At 45.8% G+C, this 20,580-nt stretch carries 19 protein-coding genes, 2 tRNA genes and 1 pseudogene; all 22 read right to left on the reverse strand.

Annotated features, from left to right (window positions below; all coding sequences use genetic code 11):
- Positions 1-20: 20 nt before the first annotated feature.
- Positions 21-1,055 carry a serine/threonine protein kinase PrkT gene (locus H2R00_RS14670; protein ID WP_182069579.1) on the reverse strand — a complete coding sequence of 345 codons (1,035 nt, stop codon included), beginning with the start codon at positions 1,053-1,055 and terminating at the stop codon, positions 21-23.
- Complete coding sequence (locus tag H2R00_RS14675; protein ID WP_182069581.1) at positions 1,024-1,761, reverse strand: vWA domain-containing protein; 738 nt, start codon at positions 1,759-1,761, stop codon at positions 1,024-1,026. Before H2R00_RS14675 ends, H2R00_RS14670 begins: the two co-directional genes overlap by 32 nt.
- A gap of 76 nt (positions 1,762-1,837) precedes the next feature.
- Complete coding sequence (spoIIE, locus tag H2R00_RS14680; protein ID WP_176277706.1) at positions 1,838-4,327, reverse strand: stage II sporulation protein E; 2,490 nt, start codon at positions 4,325-4,327, stop codon at positions 1,838-1,840.
- A gap of 209 nt (positions 4,328-4,536) precedes the next feature.
- Positions 4,537-4,608: transfer RNA gene (locus H2R00_RS14685), tRNA-Glu, on the reverse strand.
- A 10-nt stretch (positions 4,609-4,618) separates the two neighbouring features.
- Positions 4,619-4,692: transfer RNA gene (locus tag H2R00_RS14690), tRNA-Met, on the reverse strand.
- Positions 4,693-4,841: 149 nt separating this feature from the next.
- Complete coding sequence (locus H2R00_RS14695; protein WP_003178226.1) at positions 4,842-5,240, reverse strand: S1 domain-containing RNA-binding protein; 399 nt, start codon at positions 5,238-5,240, stop codon at positions 4,842-4,844.
- A gap of 79 nt (positions 5,241-5,319) precedes the next feature.
- On the reverse strand, positions 5,320-5,697 hold the full coding sequence (locus H2R00_RS14700; RefSeq protein WP_154994339.1) for an FtsB family cell division protein: 378 nt from the start codon (positions 5,695-5,697) through the stop codon (positions 5,320-5,322).
- Positions 5,698-5,713: 16 nt separating this feature from the next.
- Positions 5,714-6,340, reverse strand: coding sequence for a spore cortex biosynthesis protein YabQ (gene yabQ, locus H2R00_RS14705; protein WP_043926216.1), 627 nt, complete (start codon positions 6,338-6,340; stop codon positions 5,714-5,716).
- The gene (gene yabP / locus H2R00_RS14710) at positions 6,337-6,645 is read right to left on the reverse strand and encodes a sporulation protein YabP (protein WP_011197470.1); all 309 of its coding nucleotides are present in this window, start codon (positions 6,643-6,645) and stop codon (positions 6,337-6,339) included. The genes yabQ and yabP overlap by 4 nt, the downstream gene beginning before the upstream one ends.
- 76 nt (positions 6,646-6,721) lie before the next feature.
- Positions 6,722-6,985, reverse strand: coding sequence for an RNA-binding S4 domain-containing protein (locus tag H2R00_RS14715; protein WP_003178218.1), 264 nt, complete (start codon positions 6,983-6,985; stop codon positions 6,722-6,724).
- 6 nt (positions 6,986-6,991) lie between these two features.
- Entirely contained in the window at positions 6,992-8,461 is a 1,470-nt protein-coding gene (gene yabN, locus H2R00_RS14720) for a bifunctional methyltransferase/pyrophosphohydrolase YabN (protein ID WP_154999863.1), read from the reverse strand.
- Positions 8,451-10,043: a putative polysaccharide biosynthesis protein gene (locus tag H2R00_RS14725; RefSeq protein ID WP_182069583.1), complete on the reverse strand. Its 1,593-nt coding sequence runs from the start codon at positions 10,041-10,043 to the stop codon at positions 8,451-8,453. Before H2R00_RS14725 ends, yabN begins: the two co-directional genes overlap by 11 nt.
- Before the next feature lie 223 nt (positions 10,044-10,266).
- Complete coding sequence (gene spoVT / locus H2R00_RS14730; protein WP_154999865.1) at positions 10,267-10,803, reverse strand: stage V sporulation protein T; 537 nt, start codon at positions 10,801-10,803, stop codon at positions 10,267-10,269.
- Positions 10,804-10,940: 137 nt separating this feature from the next.
- Positions 10,941-14,474 carry a transcription-repair coupling factor gene (mfd, locus tag H2R00_RS14735; protein WP_182069585.1) on the reverse strand — a complete coding sequence of 1,178 codons (3,534 nt, stop codon included), beginning with the start codon at positions 14,472-14,474 and terminating at the stop codon, positions 10,941-10,943.
- Positions 14,475-14,538: 64 nt separating this feature from the next.
- The gene (gene fin, locus H2R00_RS14740; protein WP_003178210.1) at positions 14,539-14,769 is read right to left on the reverse strand and encodes an anti-sigma-F factor Fin; all 231 of its coding nucleotides are present in this window, start codon (positions 14,767-14,769) and stop codon (positions 14,539-14,541) included.
- A gap of 56 nt (positions 14,770-14,825) precedes the next feature.
- A complete protein-coding gene (gene pth / locus H2R00_RS14745; protein ID WP_154999867.1) occupies positions 14,826-15,392 on the reverse strand; it encodes an aminoacyl-tRNA hydrolase in 567 nt (188 codons plus the stop codon).
- Between the two features lie 116 nt (positions 15,393-15,508).
- Positions 15,509-16,135 carry a 50S ribosomal protein L25/general stress protein Ctc gene (locus H2R00_RS14750; RefSeq protein ID WP_154999868.1) on the reverse strand — a complete coding sequence of 209 codons (627 nt, stop codon included), beginning with the start codon at positions 16,133-16,135 and terminating at the stop codon, positions 15,509-15,511.
- Between the two features lie 80 nt (positions 16,136-16,215).
- Positions 16,216-17,166, reverse strand: coding sequence for a ribose-phosphate diphosphokinase (locus H2R00_RS14755; RefSeq protein WP_043926224.1), 951 nt, complete (start codon positions 17,164-17,166; stop codon positions 16,216-16,218).
- Between the two features lie 20 nt (positions 17,167-17,186).
- On the reverse strand, positions 17,187-18,557 hold the full coding sequence (gene glmU, locus H2R00_RS14760) for a bifunctional UDP-N-acetylglucosamine diphosphorylase/glucosamine-1-phosphate N-acetyltransferase GlmU (RefSeq protein WP_182069587.1): 1,371 nt from the start codon (positions 18,555-18,557) through the stop codon (positions 17,187-17,189).
- 317 nt (positions 18,558-18,874) lie between these two features.
- Positions 18,875-19,168: a septation regulator SpoVG gene (spoVG, locus tag H2R00_RS14765; RefSeq protein WP_003178198.1), complete on the reverse strand. Its 294-nt coding sequence runs from the start codon at positions 19,166-19,168 to the stop codon at positions 18,875-18,877.
- Positions 19,169-19,347: 179 nt separating this feature from the next.
- Complete coding sequence (gene ridA, locus H2R00_RS14770; RefSeq protein WP_154999870.1) at positions 19,348-19,725, reverse strand: 2-iminobutanoate/2-iminopropanoate deaminase; 378 nt, start codon at positions 19,723-19,725, stop codon at positions 19,348-19,350.
- Positions 19,723-20,576, reverse strand: a pseudogene (gene purR / locus H2R00_RS14775) (pur operon repressor); the annotation flags it as partial. The gene ridA and the pseudogene purR, both read right to left, overlap by 3 nt.
- Positions 20,577-20,580 lie beyond the last annotated feature (4 nt).

Here is a 20,580-nt window from a genome sequence, read left to right on the forward strand (position 1 = left end):
TATCCGCCGAGAAAGCGGAGCTAAATAAAAAAGAGAACGATATACGCAAAGTAAAGGGCAAGAACGCTAACGACGATCAACAGCGTTTCAAAAACGCCGCCGGATTTAGAACTGTTTCTTTGCTTTCTGCGCCCGCTCCTTAACCTTTGCTGCTGAGGCGTCCCCCGCTTATGCCGCAGGCCTTGAGACGAGGCGGATGCCGATGAAGAACGGGCTGTTCTCGACTGGCGGCTGCTTTGCATTCGGGACGGACGGCCGATTTCCAGGAGATCTCCCTTCATTTCATCAGCTGTTCGATAGCTTCCTTTTAAAGCAGAAGCAAGAACCGGTTTATACCGCTTTAAAAACGGATGACCGTCAATGACTGACATGAGCTGTTCCTGAGGTCTTGCTGTCTTTTTAAATTCTTTTTTCACCGCACAGTTCACCATAATCATGGCGACGGAAAACAGATCATAGGACGGCTCAGCCTTTCGGGTGCCAAATTCCCAATAACCTCTGTCAAAAAACTCTGTATATTCCTTAATTGCCCGGCCTTCTTTTGTCGTCCCGCCCACATCAATGCAACGGATTTGCGGCGGAGGACCCGTCACGATTAAATTCTCGGGCTTTAAATCTCCAAACACCCATCCTTCACGATGAATGGCCGACAGGCTTGAGAGAAGCTGGCTGATCAGCACCGGAATCCATTCCTCGCCTTTTTCGTTTACATATCTTAAAAGAAGCGGACCCTCAATATATTCCATGACATAAAATGAAAGTTTTTTGCCAACTCCTGCAACCACCATGTCATCCACATCAAAAAAAGAAGGCCCCATTGCTTTGGCCTGGGCCTTTGAGAAAGATTTCAGAACATTCACTTCCGAGGTAATGGACAGGCTGTCATCGCTCACTTTTAATGCAACGCGGCCCTTTCTTGATTCGGCCAGATACACAACGCCATTCGCCCCTTTTCCAAGCTGTCTGATGATCTTGTAGGAATGATTGTTCCACTTTCCAACAACGGCTGTACCCGGCTTTAGACTAGCCGCCAAACTCGTCGAAGCGTTTTTCATCGTCTTCTAACATTCTCCTTCTTGAGCCGATTTTGTTAAAATGCTGAATCGCCTCTCGTATTGCAGGTCCTGTCGGCGTAATGCCGCCGGCTGAAAGCTTGGAAAATATTGAAGAAAGAGATTCAAACTTCGGGGTCCAATCGAGCACAAGCTCGACCTCTTGTTTTTTCCCGGGAAATATAAGCATCGCGAATTCGTTTTCGCCGATTCTTGAATTGAGACTGATAGAAAGGTCTATCAATGCTTCTTTAACGGTCGGAAGCTTCGGATTCATGCTCGCGCTTGTATCGACAAGAACCAATACATGAAGATGTACGGTCTCACCGAGCTCGTCTACGACTTCCATGACTTCACCGCGTTTATCAGGAGGCAGTTCATCCATTTCGGTATGCTTGCCGAGAATTTGTTTGAGCTCACTGTTAACCACGCCTTGAAGGGTTTGTGTCATCGCCTTTTTTGTCACCATTTGAACGGTCTGCGACAGCTGCGACGAATAAACAACCTGGTGAACTCCCCCGCCTGCGAGAGCGATACCTTCGACTTCTTTCATCGCCTCCTGATCCATTTCATGCTCGTCCATAATCCCAATCACATTCACGGTAATTCCCTGCTCCTTAGCAAAGGCAGCCATGGCCTGCGGGTCTTCGCCGCGGTTTGAACAGCCGTCCGTCAAAAGCAGAATTTGATTCAAGTGCCCCTTTTTCATCGTTTTTATTCCTCCTGGACAAAGATATCTTGATTTAGTTCCATCATCGCCAGAAGAAATTTGATTTATACGAATGCTAAGAAATCTCTTGATTCTTTTGGAAAAAAGCCGGCGCCGGAATGGAGGCCCACTTTGGTGTATTATGGTCCAGCTTGATGACAATCACCGTCATGTCGTCCTCAATCAGACCCGACCTTGTCCGGATCACTTCTTCCATGATCAAGTCGGCGATTTCCTGCGGCTCCTCGGTTTTCAACGATTTCAATTTGCGCTTCATCCACAGATCATGATTTTCAACATGTCTCGGCCCTTCAAAGATTCCGTCGCTCATCATGATCAAAAGGTCTCCCGCTTTTAATTGCTCGCTGACAACATCGACATCGAATTCTGTAATGATGCCGATCGGCAGATTGCTGGCCTGCACTTTGATAATTTGATCGCCCCTTTTAATAAAGCTCGGGGTGGAGCCGATTTTCAAAAACTTGCAGCTCGCATCCTGAAGATCGATGACCGATAAATCCAATGTCGAATAAATTTCATCTGTCGTCCTTAATGAAAGAATGCTGTTGATCGTTTTAATCGCCACTTTTTCGTCGATGCCAGACTGAAGAATTTTTTCCAGCAGCTTGATCGTCTCATTGCTTTCAAAATGGGCCCTTGCGCCATTTCCCATACCATCGCTGATGGCGGCAGCATATTTGCCGGTGCCGAGCTCCATCATATTGTAGCTGTCGCCGGAGACAAGCCCTCCGCCTTTTGCTGCATGCGCGGCACCAGTCACCACCCTGTATGACTTCGCTGAACCGAAGGCAACGTGACAATATCCATTCGGGTGGCCTGCGCACTGTTCTGCTTTGACGATAATTTGTTCTTCCAAAATATCGGACAGCATCGGAGCGATGATTTTTTCACACTCCCCATGGCCGTTGCAATACGGGATACTCATTTCGATATCGATGTTGCCCTGCTCAAGGCTGTAAATCTCGACTTGCTGAATCTCAATGCCGAAGTGCTGCAGCGCATCCCGAATTTGTTCTTCTTGAATAAAATGCTGCTCTCTCTCCCTTTTTATTTCCCGAGAAAAGTCCGCCATAACCTGAGAAACTCCGAGAAGCTGCTCTGCGACGAGACGCCTGCTGTCATGCACCTTTTGTTTTAATGTCTGGTTCGCTCTAAAATGAGTCAGCTCGTCTTCCATCAGCGCTTCTACTTGCTTTGATTTGGAGCAGTGCTGATGAAACTCCTTTTTCAGCTTGCGGTTTTTAAAATATTGCTTTTCTTCTGTTTCCTGCATAACTCGTTTCATCAAGTCATATGTTTTATCAAAGTTCTGAACCCAGCACTTGTTTTTCTTATAGCAGGACTGGCAGGAGTGTTCTGTCACCGTGCTCAAAAACAGATCGATCTCTTTTTCTTTTCCTTCATCATCTGGAACCGAATGATAAAAGGTAGCGAAGCTTTCGGATAAAGCGTGAAAAACGCTCGAAAACTGATCGACCTTTTGGGCGGTGACATCGCGGATTTTTCTTGCATACTGCTGCTGTTCCTGGGCATGCTCAGTCGTTCCCGGTATATACTTGGCCACTTTTTTCGTAATCGACTGAGGGGTTAAAAGGAACAGACCGATTGCAATCAAAGATTCATAAAGCGTCGGCACCAGTTCAGCCGAACCTTCTCCGTACAGAGAAATCAATAGAGATCCGATCAATAAGCCGACCGCTGCACCGAACTTTTTCCCTTCTTTTAACAAACCGCCGAGAAGGCCTGAAAAAGCCAGCAGGCTCATCTGATATAAATTGCCGATATTTGAGAGGCTGAGAATCAGCCCGGTCACAACCCCGACTGTACAGCCGATGCTTGCGCCTCCGATGAACGCGAAAGCGAGCACGACATAACGGGCCAATATCAGTTCAGCCTGCATGCCTTGAAAAGAAACGCCTGTCAAGCCCGTGAGAACAGAAGCGATTAAAATCATAAAACAAATGATCTCTTCAATTTTCAGCGACTGTTTCGCCCGCTTCGATGTGACAATCGGCAGGCTTTGCAAAAAAATCAGTGTGAGGATAAACGATAATCCGGCTTCAACGAAAGCCATAATATAGTGATAACCCGAAACCGTTCCGTATTCGGCATATACGAATCCGCATCTTGTCACAGCCATCGCCAAAAAGACGACGACAGGCAGCGTTCTGACACGGTCTTTTATAATAAGGGACGTCATTTTTGAACATATCGCAAATGCAAACAGAGCCGCAAGCACGAACAGCGAATGCTGAGGCGATATGCTCAGAGCTCCGGCAAGAAGCGCCAGACATGCAAGGAAAGCTTTATCTTTTTTGATTAAAAGCATCGCTCCGAAAAATGGAAGAGCAAAGGGAATGACCTCTGACAGAATGAAGGCTCGTCCCAATAAAAAACCGATGACCATATAGATCAGCCCTTTATAAAAAAAGAGGGAATATAAATGCTGCATCACAAGCTTCGTCATGCTGCCAAACCATGAATACAATTTTTGAACAGCAGGTCCAGCTATTGGGCTGTTCACTCTTCTTTCCGCTTTTTCCATGCTCTCATCTCCCACTCGTTTATTCGTTGCTTGCCATTATAGCGAAAGATGAAATAGGATTTTGTCAAAAGAAGGTAACGAATTCAAAGAACTGTTCGACGCTTTTTGTAGCATGCTTCAATCACTCTTGATAAGTCGAGTCCATTCCCGTTATTTTGCATATTTTTATGCAGCAAAAAACCGGCTTCAGAAGAAGCCGGTTTCCGGAATGACCCGTACGGGATTCGAACCCGTGTTACCGCCGTGAAAGGGCGGTGTCTTAACCACTTGACCAACGGGCCTTCATATAAGTAGCGGCGGAGGGGATCGAACCCCCGACCTCACGGGTATGAACCGTACGCTCTAGCCAGCTGAGCTACACCGCCATGTTGTTGATTTCTTTTAACGCACAAGTTCTATAATACAAAGGATTGTCCTATCCGTCAATAGAAATTTTAATAAAATTTTATAAGAAAATAAAAAGGCATCCGTTGGGATAAGACGAATGCCTTTCGTATATATAGAAAGCAGCAAGTTAACCTCTTCTTGCTCCGCGCCCTCCACGTTTTGATTCCGTGTTGCGTTTTAGAGACGATAAGCGATCTTCACTGTCTTTTAAAAACTTATTCATTTTCTGTTCAAACGTTTCTTTAGAGCGGAAATCATTTTTAGGTCTCGCAGGTCTTGATGATTGAGGACGGTCTACAGCCTTTTTGATCGACAAGCCGATTTTACCATCTTTCTCAACATTGATGACTTTAACTTCTACTTGATCACCGACCTTCAGATGATCATTAATGTCCTTCACGTAGTTATCGGCTACTTCGCTGATATGAACAAGACCTGTTGATCCTCCAGGCAGTTCAACAAACGCTCCGAAATTTGTAATACCTGTTACTTTCCCTTGCAACTTGCTGCCAACTTCAATCGACATAAAAAAAGTGCTCCTCCTTAGACTTAAAAAAGATCATTTGTTTAATTATACATAAAGAAAAAATTAAGTGTCAACAAGGCTACTTGCTCTTATCTTCAAACTTGAAGATGATTTCGCCATCCTTTGAGAGGTAATAATCCTTTCTGGCAAGCTCTGCAACGTAGTCCTCGTCCTTTAATTTCACAATCTCATCTTTCAAATCCGATTTTTTTGCTTCCAGCTGTTCCAATTGTTTCAAAAGCTCTGCTTTCTTCTCTTGCTTCGCACTGATATCCGAAGTCTGCGACCAGAGTGAGCTGACAATCACAATCGCCGACAGCAGCACAACGGCGCCGAAAACCATCAACCGTCTGTATAGACCGCGTCTTTTTCTTTTCAGCTGCTGCTGTTTTCGCTCCATCTGCTCTTTGTATTCGTTCTGTATTTGCGATATGTTGCGTCTCCTGGGATCATTCATTCCAGACGGCCTCCCTTCATTTTTTTAAAAGTTTTGCCTTAATGGTTATGAATAGTTTCTTCCCCTTTTCGAAAAATCCTGCTCCTTTTTGCAAAAAGCGTCTCAACAATCCCCGAACCGGGGCGGGAAGAAGCCTGCAGCATTGATATAGTATAAAATAAATCGGATATCCTGCAACTTTTAATATCTTATATAAACATACCGCAAAAAAACGAAAAAGAACATAGATATTTCTCATTGTAAAGAGAATGATGGCTAAAATGGCTTGAAACGTCCATACAACAGGCCGAAACACCATCATCCGCATCATCTTTGAGACCAGCCTGGAGATGAATATAAAAAAGGAAATCATCCATTCCAAAAGCTTGATATAGACCTGCTTAAAAAGGCTTTGATAAGCGGCAAACCCAAGCATGACCGCTAGAAAGATATAAATTCGGAATTCCCCTTCATTCACGCTCAGCAAAACATAGAAAAAAAGGAGACCTTGTACCACCCAAAACAAAAAGTCATGGAGAAACAACAGCCACCTTGCTGTTTTCGGGCGAACGACAAAACGGGTATAGGTGTCAAGGGAAGCGCCAAGCCATGCCCCCATTCCGGCCATGGCCAGCATCGTATAGAACTGTGTGGTCAGCGTCATTTAAACAACTTGCTAAAAAATCCTTTAGCTTTCTCCCCCTGCTGCTCATCCAAATAGACGAGATCAAGCACTCTTCCCTTGATGGAGACAACGCCTTTTTCCACATCAAGATTCTTCATCTGCAGGTTTTCGCCTCTGACCGCAAGCATGCCCATGACCGTCTCAAGTAAAAATTCCTCGTTGTCAAAGCTCTCGACCTGTTTGACACCGGATATATCCAGCAGCTTGCGGCCCTTCATCGTCACATTATGTTCAGGACCAGATGCCCCGCCGGAAGGGTTGTGCTGATCATAATATACATTCATCGATTCATCCCCCATATCCTCATACTAAAGATTCGATACTGCATTGTATGAGACGGGGGATTTTTTTAGAACAAGCCTATTCTCCTCCCAGCTTCTCCTCTTTGAGAACGGTATACATATCAGCGGCTTCTTCTTTTTTTGTCGTATCCTTCAATTCATTGACTTTGACGGTAACAAGTTTTTGGCCGAAACGCACCGCAAGCTCGTCGCCCGCTTTGACAACAGAGCTTGCTTTTGCCTGCTGGCCATTGATCGAAATTCTTCCCTGGTCAGCCACTTCTTTTGCAAGCGTCCGTCTTTTAATCAGTCTTGATACTTTGAGAAATTTGTCGAGTCTCATCGCTTGTCAGCTCCTTTCAATGTCTTTCGCTTCATCCCACAATTCGTCCATTTCTTCAAGCGTCATACTTTCCAGATCCTTGCCCATACGCTTTGCAGATTGTTCAATATGCGTGAACCTTCTGTAAAACTTGGCATTTGTCATCGCAAGGGCTTCTTCCGGTTCGATTTTATAAAACCGGCCGATATTGACGAGCGCGAATAAAAGATCGCCGAACTCTTCTTTCATTTTTTTGCTGTTCTGTTCGGCTTCGGAAATTTCCGAAGAAAATTCTTTCATTTCCTCTTGGACTTTATCCCAAATATCCTGGACATTCGACCAGTCGAATCCGGTCTTTGCCGCCTTTTTCTGAAGCTTGTTCGCTTTTGACAAAGCAGGAAGCGGCTTTGGAATGTCGTCGAGGAGGGATTGATCGTCCGCTTGTTTCTCCTGCTTCTTGATCTCTTCCCAGTTTACCATGACGTCGGCCTCATCACGAACAGAGACTTCTCCGAAGACATGCGGATGCCTTCTGATCATTTTTGCAGTGATGCCGCGAATCACATCATCAATTGAAAAAAAGCCGTCATCCTCGCCGATCTGTGCATGCAGCAGAACTTGGAGCATCACATCGCCGAGCTCCTCTACAAGGTGGTCGGGATCTTCTTCATCAATCGCCTCGAGGACCTCATAGCATTCCTCGATTAAGTACTTTTTGAGCGATTCATGGGTTTGTTTCCGATCCCACGGGCAGCCGTCGGGTCCGCGCAGCTTCCTGATGACGCTGCGGAACATCGAAAATTCCTGGTACAGAACCTCTTCTTCTTTGACAGGCGGAACGTAGACGCTCGTTAAATTATTGATGCCCACGCTTCTGTCCAATTCGTAAAGAGGCACTGTCCGAATGTCTTGCATGCTGCTACCGGCCGCTGTTACAATGACGATTTCATAGTCGTCAGGAAGCTTTTCCATCAACGTCAGTTTGACCTCTGAAGCCGTCATTTGATCATATACCTGGCAAATAATCAAATGATGACGGAGCTCGACTTCGTCAGCGGAAAAGCGGACGGCATCGACAAACTGAAACCCGTCAATCGGATCGATCTGCAAAGCATTTAACGTCGCATCAATAAAGCTGTGGCCTCCCTCGACAACGACGTCGGCCTGATGAGCGCCCCGCCTCTCAAGCAAAAGCTGGACCGTTTTTTCAGCGACGAACGGATGGCCCGGAACGGCATAGAGCACATCCCTCTGCTTCGCCTCTTCAAAAAGCCGCTCTACGATCTCCTCGTAAACATCTTCGAATTGATCATGCTTTTCATAGACCTCATCAAAAAAATGAATCTCCGCTATTTCTTTTTTCAGGTCTTCTATTAATGGATGGTCTTTCGTCCTGACATAAAGAACCTCCGCTTGTGTGAGCCGTTTATATACACCGAGGGTTAATTGATTCATATCGCCTGCCCCCAGGCCGACTACCGTGATTTTACCGGCCATGCCTGCCGCCCCTTTCTCGTTTTAATGTCAGGAGCTTGCTGCCAAAAGGTACAAGCTCAAGTTCTTTTTCTGAAAACACGCGTAATGTGAAGATACCGGACAAAAAGACAACGCCGCCGACGAAAACGGCGCTAAGACTTTCCGCCGCCGAGATCCATCTGCTTTTATGAGGTATGACCGCTTCAAAAGCATAAAGCCACACCGCCAGAGCGGCCGACATGATCACAGCCGACAGCAAAACACCCGCTATCCTGTATTCTGACAGCTTGATCCAGCCTTTCCTTTTCAGCTGAAAAAAATTGAGCCCAGCGACAGTGGCGAATGACATCATAGTCGCAAAAGCGGCGCCGGAAATGCCGAAACCGGAGATCAAGAGCTCGTTCAATGCGGCTTTCACCAAAAAGCCGCAGCAGACGGAAACAGCCGGAAGACATGTATGACCGAGTCCTTGCAAAACAGCAGTCATCGTGATCGCCAGCGATGCAAAGAGAATCGACACGCTGAAAATTTGAAGTGCAGCCGTTCCATCGCTGTTCTTAAACAGCATCACATTGACCGGCTCCAAAATGCATATCAGACCGGCGGCTGCCCCCGTGCCGATGACGAAGCTCATTTTTAGCGAATACCGGATCTTTTCCTCCAGCACCGCAGTTTCTCCCTTTTTCTTCGCTTTCGTAAGGGACGGGACAAGAGCCGTCGCAATGCTCGCAGCAAAAACGGTTCCCAGCTGCAAAAGCGGCTGTCCCCTGTCATACACCCCTTTTGTATGTTTCGCCTGAAGTTCGTCCATTCCTTGTCCGGCCAGCAATGAATACAAGTTCAATGCGTCGACGAGCTGGATGAGAATCAGCATGAGGCCGGCGGTACAAATCGTAACCGAATACAGACACAGCTGTTTCAAAATATCACCCGTACCGACCTCTATCCGAGCGGCAGTGGTTTTCTTTTCACGCTTGGCCCAAAACACGGCGAGAGTGAAAAACGCCGCAAGGCCGCCGACAAGGGAGCCAAAGGCTGCCCCTGCACCGGCGTCATATAAGGAAAAGCCGCTTTTGACAAGCCACCACGTCAAAACAAGAATCGCCCCGACCCGGAGTGTCTGTTCTCCAATTTGGGAAAGTGCGGTCGGCAGCATCCGTTCGCTTCCTTGAAAATAGCCTCTCAACAAAGACACGAACGGAAGCAGCAAATAAGAAAACGACACGGCGCGGATCACCCCGGCAAGGTCGGGATCGCCCATAAACCTTGCGATGGCTCCAGCTCCGGCAAACAAGAGTAGAAAAAAGCCGAGGCCGACAGCCGATAAAAAAAGCATAGACACCTGGAGAATCTTTGCCCGGTTTGCGGACCCGTAATCATTCAACAACTTTGAAATGATGACCGGGAACCCGGAGGTGGCAAGCATCACAGATATTCCGATCATCGGATACACCTGCTGAAAAATATAAAAACCGACATCTCCAACTATATTTTGAAAAGGCACTCTATATACAGCGCTTAATATCTTTGATAATATCCCCGCCAATGACAGGACAAAGGCGCCTTGCCAAAGCCATTGTCTTTGGCCTTTTAAAAACCCCATTCCTTTAAGCTCCTTCCAATGCGCTTTCTCTCCGCTTTCTAAAAAGCGCATGAAACGTGCTTATTATACCATATTCAGGACTCGTACCCCGCCTGCAACTGTGAATTAAAAAAGAACAGCCCACAAGGTGCTGTTCCAACTGCTGATGCTGATTCAAGCTGAGAAAACACTTTCGGCATTCCAGCTCGTTCGAGCAGGAATGTCAAAATAAAAGGAATGAGACCTATTGTTCCATTTGACGGGCCAAAAAGCCGGCGGCAGTTTCAACCGCTTTATGTTCCACTTCGCCGATTGACTGGTCTTTTGAAAAAATGACAACCGCTCCGATCGGATCGCCGTTTGCAACAATCGGGCCGACGGTATAAGAAGCAACCTCTTCATCAATACCATCAATAAGCTGAATTGTCTTCGCGTCTCCGTCCAAAACCGAATTGCGCTGATCCATCGCCTTTTCGACCATGTCGCTGATCGATTTGTTTAAATAGTCTTTTTTAGACCCTCCGGATACCGCGATATACACATCCCGGTCGCAAATCAACACGGAATGGCCCATGCTGTCATAAAGCGCATCTGCATACTCTTTTGCAAAGTCGCCGAGCTCGCTGATCGGAGAATATTTTTTTAAAATAACCTCCCCATCCCGGTCCACAAATATTTCCAAAGGGTCTCCTTCACGAATGCGCAAAGTTCTGCGGATTTCCTTCGGGATCACGACCCGGCCTAAATCATCAATTCGACGTACGATACCAGTTGCTTTCATCTCTGCTGCCTCTCTTTCATTTGATGATATATCTGGTGGATATAAACAGAGCTGTGTACTTATGTAACACTCTCCACTCTTGATTGGTTTTAGTATCCTTCACATCAAATGTAATATACGTGAGAAACAACAAATTTTTATGATGAAGCGATCGTTTGCTTTTTAACGTTTTGAAGGCCTTTCAATATATCGAGAAGCGTTTCCAGCCACTCCTCCGGTTTTCGGTTTTTCACTTGAATCGAAATTTTCAATTTCTTCCCTTCCATCCCGAGGCCGATCTGTCTGCCGTACTTGCTGCCGAGTTCAAACAGTTTTTGACCGTCAATTTCGGCACTAGCTTTTTCGTCAATTGTCAGTCTGACGGCGTCTTTATCCTGTTTGATCAGCTCGACGCGTTCCTTGATGGCATATACCTTCGCCTCTGCGATGGCGAATAAATATTCGACTTCTTTCGGGTATTCGCCGAAGCGGTCGATCATCTCTTCTTGAAGCTCGCTCTTTTCTTCAATGGTTGAAATCGCCCTGAACCGTTTATACATATCTATTTTTTGCTTGCCGTCTGTCACATAAGTCTGCGGAATATATGCGTCAAGCTCCAAATCGATTTCCGGCTCAAACTTTTCAGCTTGCGGTGCATCTCCCTTGCGCGCTTCTATTGCTTCCTTGAGCATTTGCGAATATAAATCGAAACCGACAGAATCGATGAACCCGTGCTGCTGCGCACCTAAAAGATTTCCGGCGCCGCGGATCGTCAAATCGCGCATCGCGATTTTAAACCCTGACCCGAGTTCTGTAAATTCTTTAATCGCCTGAAGCCTTTTTTCGGCCACTTCCGTAAGGACTTTGTCCTTCCTGTACGTAAAGTAAGCGTAAGCTACACGGTTTGAGCGGCCGACGCGGCCCCTCAGCTGATACAGCTGGGAAAGCCCCATCTTATCTGCGTCAAATACGATCAGGGTATTGACGTTTGGAATATCAACGCCCGTTTCAATAATCGTTGTGCTGACTAGCACATCCGATTCTCCCTCTAAGAAATTCAGCATGACCGATTCGAGTTCGTTTTCTGTCATCTTCCCATGGGCATACGTCACCTTGGCATCAGGCACAAGCATCGAAATTTCTTCTGCTTTTCTTTCAATATCTTCGACCCTGTTGTACAAGAAGTAAACCTGACCGCCTCTGGCCAGCTCACGTTCTATCGCTTCTCTGACCAAGGCCCCGTTGTATTCGACAACGTATGTCTGTACCGGGAAGCGGTTTTCCGGAGGCGTTTCAATGACTGACAAATCTCTGACACCGAGCATGGACATATGAAGGGTCCGAGGTATCGGAGTTGCCGTTAACGTCAAAACGTCGACATTCGCTTTAATGCGTTTAATTTTTTCCTTATGTGTGACACCGAACCTTTGTTCTTCATCAATGATAAGCAGTCCAAGATCTTTGTACACGACATCCTTGGACAACAGCCTGTGAGTGCCGATCACGATGTCAATCGTTCCGTTTTTCAAGCCTTTAATCGTTTCATTTGCTTCTTTTCTGGTCCGGAACCGGCTGAGCAAACCGATATTAATCGGGTAGTCCTGGAAGCGTTCCAATATCGTTTCATAGTGCTGCTGTGCGAGGATCGTAGTCGGCACAAGGATCGCAACCTGTTTTCCGTCTGCAATCGCTTTAAAGGCGGCGCGGATCGCCACTTCGGTTTTGCCGTAGCCCACATCGCCGCAAAGGAGCCGATCCATCGGTCTTTCTTTTTCCATGTCCCTTTTAATCTCATGGATCGATCTCAGCTGATCCTCTGTCTCCTGATAAGGAAATGCGGATTCAAATTCACGCTGCATTTCATGGTCGGGTGAAAACGCGTAACCTTTGCTTGCTTCCCTTTCGGCATAGAGCTTGATCAAGTCATCGGCGATATCCTGGACAGAGCTTTCAACCTTTTTCTTAACCCGTTTCCATTCGCTTCCTCCAAGTTTATAAAGCTTCGGCTCTTTGCCTTCGGAACCAACGTACTTTTGCACCTGATCAATTTGGTCAACCGGTACGTAAAGCTTGTCGCTTCCTTGGTAATGAATATTCAGGTAATCCTTATGAATGCCGTTGATCTCCAGCGTTTCAATCCCTAAATACTTTCCGATACCGTGGTTCACATGGACGACATAATCGCCGATCTGAAGCTCCGAGTAGCTTTTGATCCGTTCGGCATTGGTCAGTTTTTGTTTGCGCGCCTGCTTTTTGACACGCTTTTTAAACAGCTCTTCCTCGGTAATGACGGCCAGCTTGATCATCGGAAGCTCAAAACCGGATTGAAGACCGCCTTCCATAATGTAAATCTGGCCTTGGGCAAGCGCTGCATCCTGGTCGGCCTGGGCGGCTTCGATGTCATAATCGGACAATACAGATGCAAGCTTTTCGACGCGCTCTTTGCTGTCCCCGAGGAAAACCGTTGTATATTTCGATTTTTTAAACCGTTCGATCTCATTTTTGAGCACATTCATTTGTCCGTGAAAGTTCTGCATTTGCTTGCTTGAAACATTGACGATGTTTTGCGGACTGGTGTGCTGTACATGCCTTAAAAACAGCGAGTAATACAAAATCGGGCGGGGCTGTTTTGAAATGAGGCTGTGAAAAGGAAATGACATCGATGTATCATGAAGGATTTTCCCTTCTTCCAGAAGGCTCGTAATCCACTCTGCCTCTTCCTTTTGCAGCTGGTCTTCCATTTCATGAATACGGCTGATTTCATCTAGTATCAGCAAAGTATTTTTCGGGAAATAATCTAGTAAACTAGCAGGCTTCTCATAGAAATAAGAAAGGTATTTGACCATTTCCTGGCCGATATGCCCTTCCTTGAGCCGCTCTTTATCTTCCGCGATATTTTGGTCGAGAATTTCCTTTTGTTTATCGAGCTTCAGCTTTTTAAGACTGTTGGCAAGGCCTTTATCGATTTGTTCAAGCGCCCTTTGCCGGTCTTCATCCCGCACGATCAGTTCCTTCGCAGGGCCGATCGTTACTTCATCGCGCGTTTCCAGTGAACGCTGATCATCTGTATTGAATATACGAATCGAATCAACTTCTGTATCAAACAATTCAATCCGGACAGGGTTTTCTTCAGTCAATGAATAGACATCGATAATACCCCCGCGAATGCTGAATTCGCCTGGAGCCGCCACCATATCCGTACGCTCATACCCCATTTGAACAAGCTTCTGAAGCAGCTGTTCCGGGTCGATATCGCGCCCCGTCTCAATGTGAATCTGACTGTTTTGCCATACTTCGACAGGGGGCAGCATTCTTCTGACGGCTGCTGCCGGAGCAATAACGATAGGCGCTTCACCGCTTGCAAGCCTATTTAAGACATCAAGCCTTTGCGAGCGCAGCTCAGGGCTTGCTACTGCAATTTCAGAAGAAATCAATTCGTTGACAGGATATAAAAGGACAGGCTGATCTTTTATCAGCCCTGTTAAGTCATCTGTAATTTTTTGAGCCTGATAAAGGTTATGCGTAATTAAAAATACCGGCCGTCTCGTTTCTTTTGTAAGAGCGGCTGTAAATAATGACCGGGCAGATCCGGAGAGCCCCGCAAGCAGCTGTTCCTTCAGCCCTTCGTTTAAGCCGTTGACGATGGATTTAAAATCATCGCTTTGTGTGATATAGGATTGAATATTGTTCAAATGAGCCCCTCCTCTCTTCCTCAAATAGAAAAATGCTTTGGTCTAGTCTCTACACCAAAGCTATTTATTGAATAAACGAATGATATTGGTGATAATCCGGGTTTCGCTCAAGCGCTTCTTGACAATCTTCACATATCGTCTTTACGTGTAAATCCCCATTATCCATATAAGAAATCATATCGTTTCTTTCATCGTTTGTTAAGTGGTTAAAGCCTAACTGTTCACTGTTTACATAAGAATGGTCAAGACTTCCGACTTTAACGCCGCAATGCCGGCAATAATAATGTAAAGCCATAAAAGAACCTCCATACCGAGTCTTTTTAAAACTAGTATGTTCCGTTCCCTTTTGCCTTATACCTTTGCATTAAATTCATTCATGACTTCTAAAAAAGGTTTTTCCAAAGAAGCTTCACAGGCCTTGGCCGATTGTCTGACGGCCTCTTGTATCGCCGGCTCTTCTTCATCTGAAAAAGCGCCAAGCACATAGTCGACGATTTTCATGCCGTTGACCGGACGGCCGATTCCGATTCGGATCCGGTTAAACTCCGTTGTTCCCAGATGCTGAATCATCGATTTGATGCCGTTATGGCCTCCTGCGCTTCCTTTTGTCCTCAGACGGATTCTTCCGGTCGGAAGATCCAAGTCATCGTAAATCACTTTCAAATTGTCAACAGGGATCTCGTAATAGTCCAAAAGCGGCCTCAAACATTCTCCCGATAAATTCATATATGTAAGCGGCTTAACAAGTAGAACCTTTTTGCCAGAAACAAATCCGATTCCGTATTGACCGTTGAACTTTGTTTTATCAAGCGGAATGTTCCACTCTTTTGAGAGCTCGTCAATCGTCATAAAACCTACATTGTGTCTCGTATTTTCATATGTTTTACCCGGATTTCCCAATCCTGCAAACACAAGCATTATTCTATGTCCTCCCTTAAGCAAAACCCTGCCTCAGCATACTGAGGGGGAGCATCCTAATTTCCCCTCATTCTAGCACAAAAGACGTAACCGCGGGAGGATTACGTCTTACGTATTTATTCTTCTTTTTCCTCTTCAGTGCCTTTTTCTGGTTCCTCAACGTCTTGAGCGGCTGATTCGGCTTCCGTTTCTTCCTGCTTTTGAGGAGGAAGAATGGATGCAACAACTTCATCAGGCTCATGGTTGAATGAATAATCGCCTTTAGACGGAATATCGCCGACGGTTAGAACATCGTTGACTTCGAGACTGGAAATATCAACCTCGATCGTTTGCGGAATGTTCTTCGGCTTTGCTGTGACAGACATCTCATAAAGCGGCTGCTGAAGAACACCGCCCTGTTTGATGCCCTCTGCTTCACCCGTAAGGTTTACAGGGACCGTCGCCTCCATTTCCACTTCCATATCAACCACTTTAAAATCGGCATGTACGATTGAATCTTTTAATGGATCCGTCTGCAGCTCAGTCACCATAACAGAGTGCTGATCACCGTTTATATCCAAGTTGATAATCGTATTTTTGCCCTCAGCGCGCAAGATTTTTAAAAGCTCGATACTGTCTAACGCAACGGATTTGTTCTCCAGATTTCTTCCGTAAATGACACCCGGCACAAACCCGGATTGCCGGATCTTTCTTAAAGAAGACCGTCTGGAATCCGTTCTTTCTTCCGCTTTTAAAATTGCCATATTCAGCACCATCCTATCGTTAGATTGGTCTTTCTAAAACCATACCCATAACGACAAAACTTTAAACCAGAATCAGCAAATTAATCGAACAGGAAGCTGACAGATTGTTTCTCATGCACACGAATAATTGCTTCTGCCAGAAGCGGTGCGACAGAAAGCTGCTTGAATTTCGCAATTTTCTTTTCTTCAGGAAGCTCAATGCTGTTGGTCACAACGAGCTCTTTAATTTTGGAATTGTCGATTCTTTCGATCGCCGGACCGGAAAGAACCGGATGTGTACAGCATGCATACACTTCCTCAGCGCCGCTTTCGACGAGCGCATTGGCCGCAAGCGTAATCGTTCCTGCAGTATCAATAATATCATCAATTAAAATGGCCGTTTTTCCTTCAATATGTCCGATGATATTCATAACCTCGGCTACATTCGGCTTAGGTCGGCGTTTGTCGATAATCGCAATCGGCGCTTTCAAGCGGTCCGCCAATTTGCGGGCACGTGTCACACCGCCGTGGTCAGGGGACACGATCACGACATCCTTGAAATTTTTCTCTTCAAAATAATTTCCTAAAATCGGAACACCCATCAAATGATCGATCGGTATATCAAAGAAACCTTGGATTTGCGGCGCATGAAGATCAAGCGCAATCACGCGGGTAGCTCCGGCGGTTTCCAGCAGATTTGCCACGAGTTTGGCTGTGATCGGCTCACGGGAACGGGCTTTACGGTCCTGACGGGCATAGCCGTAATAAGGCATCACGATATTAATCGTTTTCGCCGACGCACGTTTCAGCGCATCCACCATGATCAAAAGCTCCATAATATGCTCGTTCACCGGTGCGCTGGTCGATTGGATGACATAGCAGTCGCAGCCGCGGATGCTTTCTTCAATGTTAATTTGGACCTCACCGTCGCTAAAGCGTTTAACAGAACTCTTTCCCAGCTCAACTCCGACGGCATCCGCGATTTCCTTCGCAAGACCCGGATTCGAGTTTAAAGAAAAAATCTTCAAATTGTCGTCTTCATATTTAGACATGGTAAACCTCCGATTTAGGATTATTTTTTGTGTATGTTCTCAACGTAGTCTTCTTTGTTGACTTGTCTTGCTCTGGCAATAGACAAAGCCCGGCCTGGTACATCGTCGGTAATCGTTGAACCCGCAGCTACGTATGCACCTTCGCCGACTGTTACCGGAGCGACCAAATTGGAGTTGCAGCCGATAAATGCCCCATTTTCAATTTTCGTTTTGAACTTATGTTTCCCATCATAATTTACGGTAATCGACCCGCAGCCAAGATTGACATCCGTTCCGATTTCCGCGTCCCCTATGTAGCTTAAATGAGATGCTTTGCTGCGATCACCAAATTCCGATTTTTTCACTTCGACGAAATTCCCGATCCTTACCTCATTGCCGATCTTTGAGTCGGGTCTGATATGAGCAAACGGTCCGATCGTAACATCGTCACCGACTTCACTGTCCACGATAACGGACTGCTTAATGACCGTTCTGCTGCCGATCGTACTGTTTTCCAGTTCGCTGTTCTGTCCGATGACCGCGTCCTCACCGATGGCAACCCGCCCTTTAATGACGGTGCCGGGATAAATCACGGTATCCCTGCCGATCACGGCTTCCGGTGAAATGTATGTGTTGTCGGGATCGATTAAACTGACGCCGTTTTGCATGTGGCGTTTATTGATCCGCTGCTTCATATAGATTTCCGCTTGTGAAAGGGCGACTCTGTCATTGACTCCGAGCGTTTCCTGGAAGTTGTCAGTCTGATAAGCGGCTACAGTTTCACCTTGATTTTTCAAGATCTCAATGACATCCGGAAGATAATATTCCCCTTGTACGTTGTCATTTGAAACCTGCTCGATCGTTTGAAAAAGAGCTTCGTTGTCAAAACAGTAGGTTCCTGTATTGATTTCTTTGACAAGCCTTTCCTCGTCTGTTGCATCTTTATGTTCGACAATTTTTGCAACATCGCCGTTTTCATTGCGAATAATGCGTCCGTAGCCTGTCGGGTCCTCCGCTACAGCGGTTAAAATCGTCACCTTTGCTGCTTTTTTCTGATGCTCCGTGAGCATGGCTTCCATCGTTTCGACAGTTAAAAGCGGGGTATCTCCGCAAATGACGATTGTCGTTCCTTTTTCGCTTCCAAGAATCGACTTGGCCTGCTTGACGGCATGGGCTGTGCCAAGCTGTTCAGCCTGCAGGGCATATTCGCTTTTTTCCCCGAGCTGTTTTTTGACATCTTCCGCACCATGTCCAACTATTGTGACAAGTTTTTCTAATGATAGCTTGCGAGCTTCATCGACAACATGCTCAACCATAGGTTTTCCGCAAACAGGATGAAGAACTTTATATAGCTTTGATTTCATTCTTGTTCCTTGACCAGCTGCTAACACAACTGCAAACCGCTTATCCATGTATTGGCCTCCATTATCCCTATTATCCATAGAAAAATATATCCTAAATATGAGTTGATTTCAAGCAAGCCAAAATGAGAAATCGGGAAATCAAGACAGCATATTTTGGATGTTCAGAGCATATTTAGGATTTACTGGTCAGGGAGACAAATTGATTCCTTCAGCATGCGCTTTACTCTTATCCGGATTCTCAAACCGTCATCTGCTTTACCTTCCTGTTACTGTTATACGCAATCGCAAACCATATATTGTCATTTTATTATGATAAGATCATTTTTTTTCAAAACAAAAAGGGCTTATCCATAAGCCCTTCTTTTTTAAGAAGCTCCAGCTTCTTCATATTCTATTTCCTCAACGTCACCCAAACGATGATATTCATTTAACACCGCGTCCTGAATTTTTCCGCGGGTGCTTGAGTTGATTGGATGAGCGATATCACGAAATTCTCCATCAGGTGTACGCTTACTTGGCATCGCAACGAAAAGACCATTGTTTCCATCAATTACACGAATGTCATGCACTACAAATTCGTGATCCAGCGTGATGGATGCAATCGCTCTCATGCGACCATCGGTATTCACGCGGCGTAATCTTACGTCGGTAACTTCCACAGTAGTTCACCACCTTTTCCCAATATAAAAACATTAGTGTAACTATTCAACGGTTTTTTTTGTTTTCCTGCATAATTAAAAATATTTTTGTAATATTGGGATAAAAAAACACTGAATTGACAAATTTTCCAAACAAAAAAGATGATTTTGAGACCAAAACCATCTTTTCAAAGTCTTTTCTATTTCACTAATGCGATGACTTCTATTTCAACGAGCGCGTCTTTCGGCAGTCTCGCCACCTCAACGCATGATCTCGCTGGTTTGTGGGTATCGAAGTACTGTCCGTAAATTTCATTCACTTCTGTGAATTGATTCATATCCGCCAAAAACACGGTTGCTTTGACGACAGTCTCCAGAGAGGCGCCCGCTTCTTTCAGCACGGCTTTTAAATTGCGGAAAACCTGATGCGTCTGTTCTGTGATGTCTCCAGTCACCATTTCACCCGACGGGGTCAACGGAATTTGCCCTGAACTGTAAAACATATTGTTGACAACAATTCCTTGTGAATACGGTCCGATCGCCGCCGGCGCTTCTTTTGTCTGAACAACCTTTGTCATCTCAAACTCCCCATTTCCTATTCATTTTCTGCAAAAAAACGCTGAAAGTTTCCGTTTTGTATTTCCACCTTTTTTTCCTTCATATCGATTTCAGAAAGCGTCAAAAGGGACATATACTCATCGACCAGCCGCTCCTTGACTCCCTGAGCCTCCACAAGAACACCGATGCCCGCTACATGGGCATTGAATTCATCGAGAAGATTGATCATGCCGTTGATCGTTCCGCCCGCTTTCATAAAGTCGTCTATGATCAAAACGTGCGAGCCCGTCCGCAAGCTGCGTTTTGCAAGAGACATCGTCTGAATGCGGTTGGATGATCCGGACACATAGTTGATACTGACTGTTGACCCTTCGGTTACCTTATTGTCTTTTCTGACGACCACTGTCGGCACATCAAGGTAGCTGGCTACCGCATATGCCAAAGGAATGCCTTTTGTCGCCACCGTCATCACGACATCGATCTCCCTGTCTGAAAAAGCGGAAGCGAAAATCTTGCCGGCCTTCGTTAATACAGAGGGCTTTCCAAGGATATCGGTTAAATACAAATATCCACCGGGCAATATCCGTTCCGAATCGACCAATGACTCACCGAGCGACTTTACAAATTCCTCCGCTTCATCGCGTTTTACCTTTGGAATGTATTTGACGCCGCCGGCTGCTCCCGGCACGGTCTGAAGCGTCCCGATTCCCTGCTGCTCAAAGGTCTGCTTTATAATGGTTAAATCTTCACTAATGGATGATTTAGCAGATTGATACCGTTCTGAAAAGAAGGTTAATGGCACTAAGACATGCGGATGGGTCAACAAATAATTTGTCAGATCCACCAATCTGCCGCTTCGACGAAACTTCATGCAC

This window comes from Bacillus haynesii (genome assembly GCF_014042035.1).
Classification (GTDB): Bacteria; Bacillota; Bacilli; order Bacillales; family Bacillaceae; genus Bacillus; species Bacillus haynesii.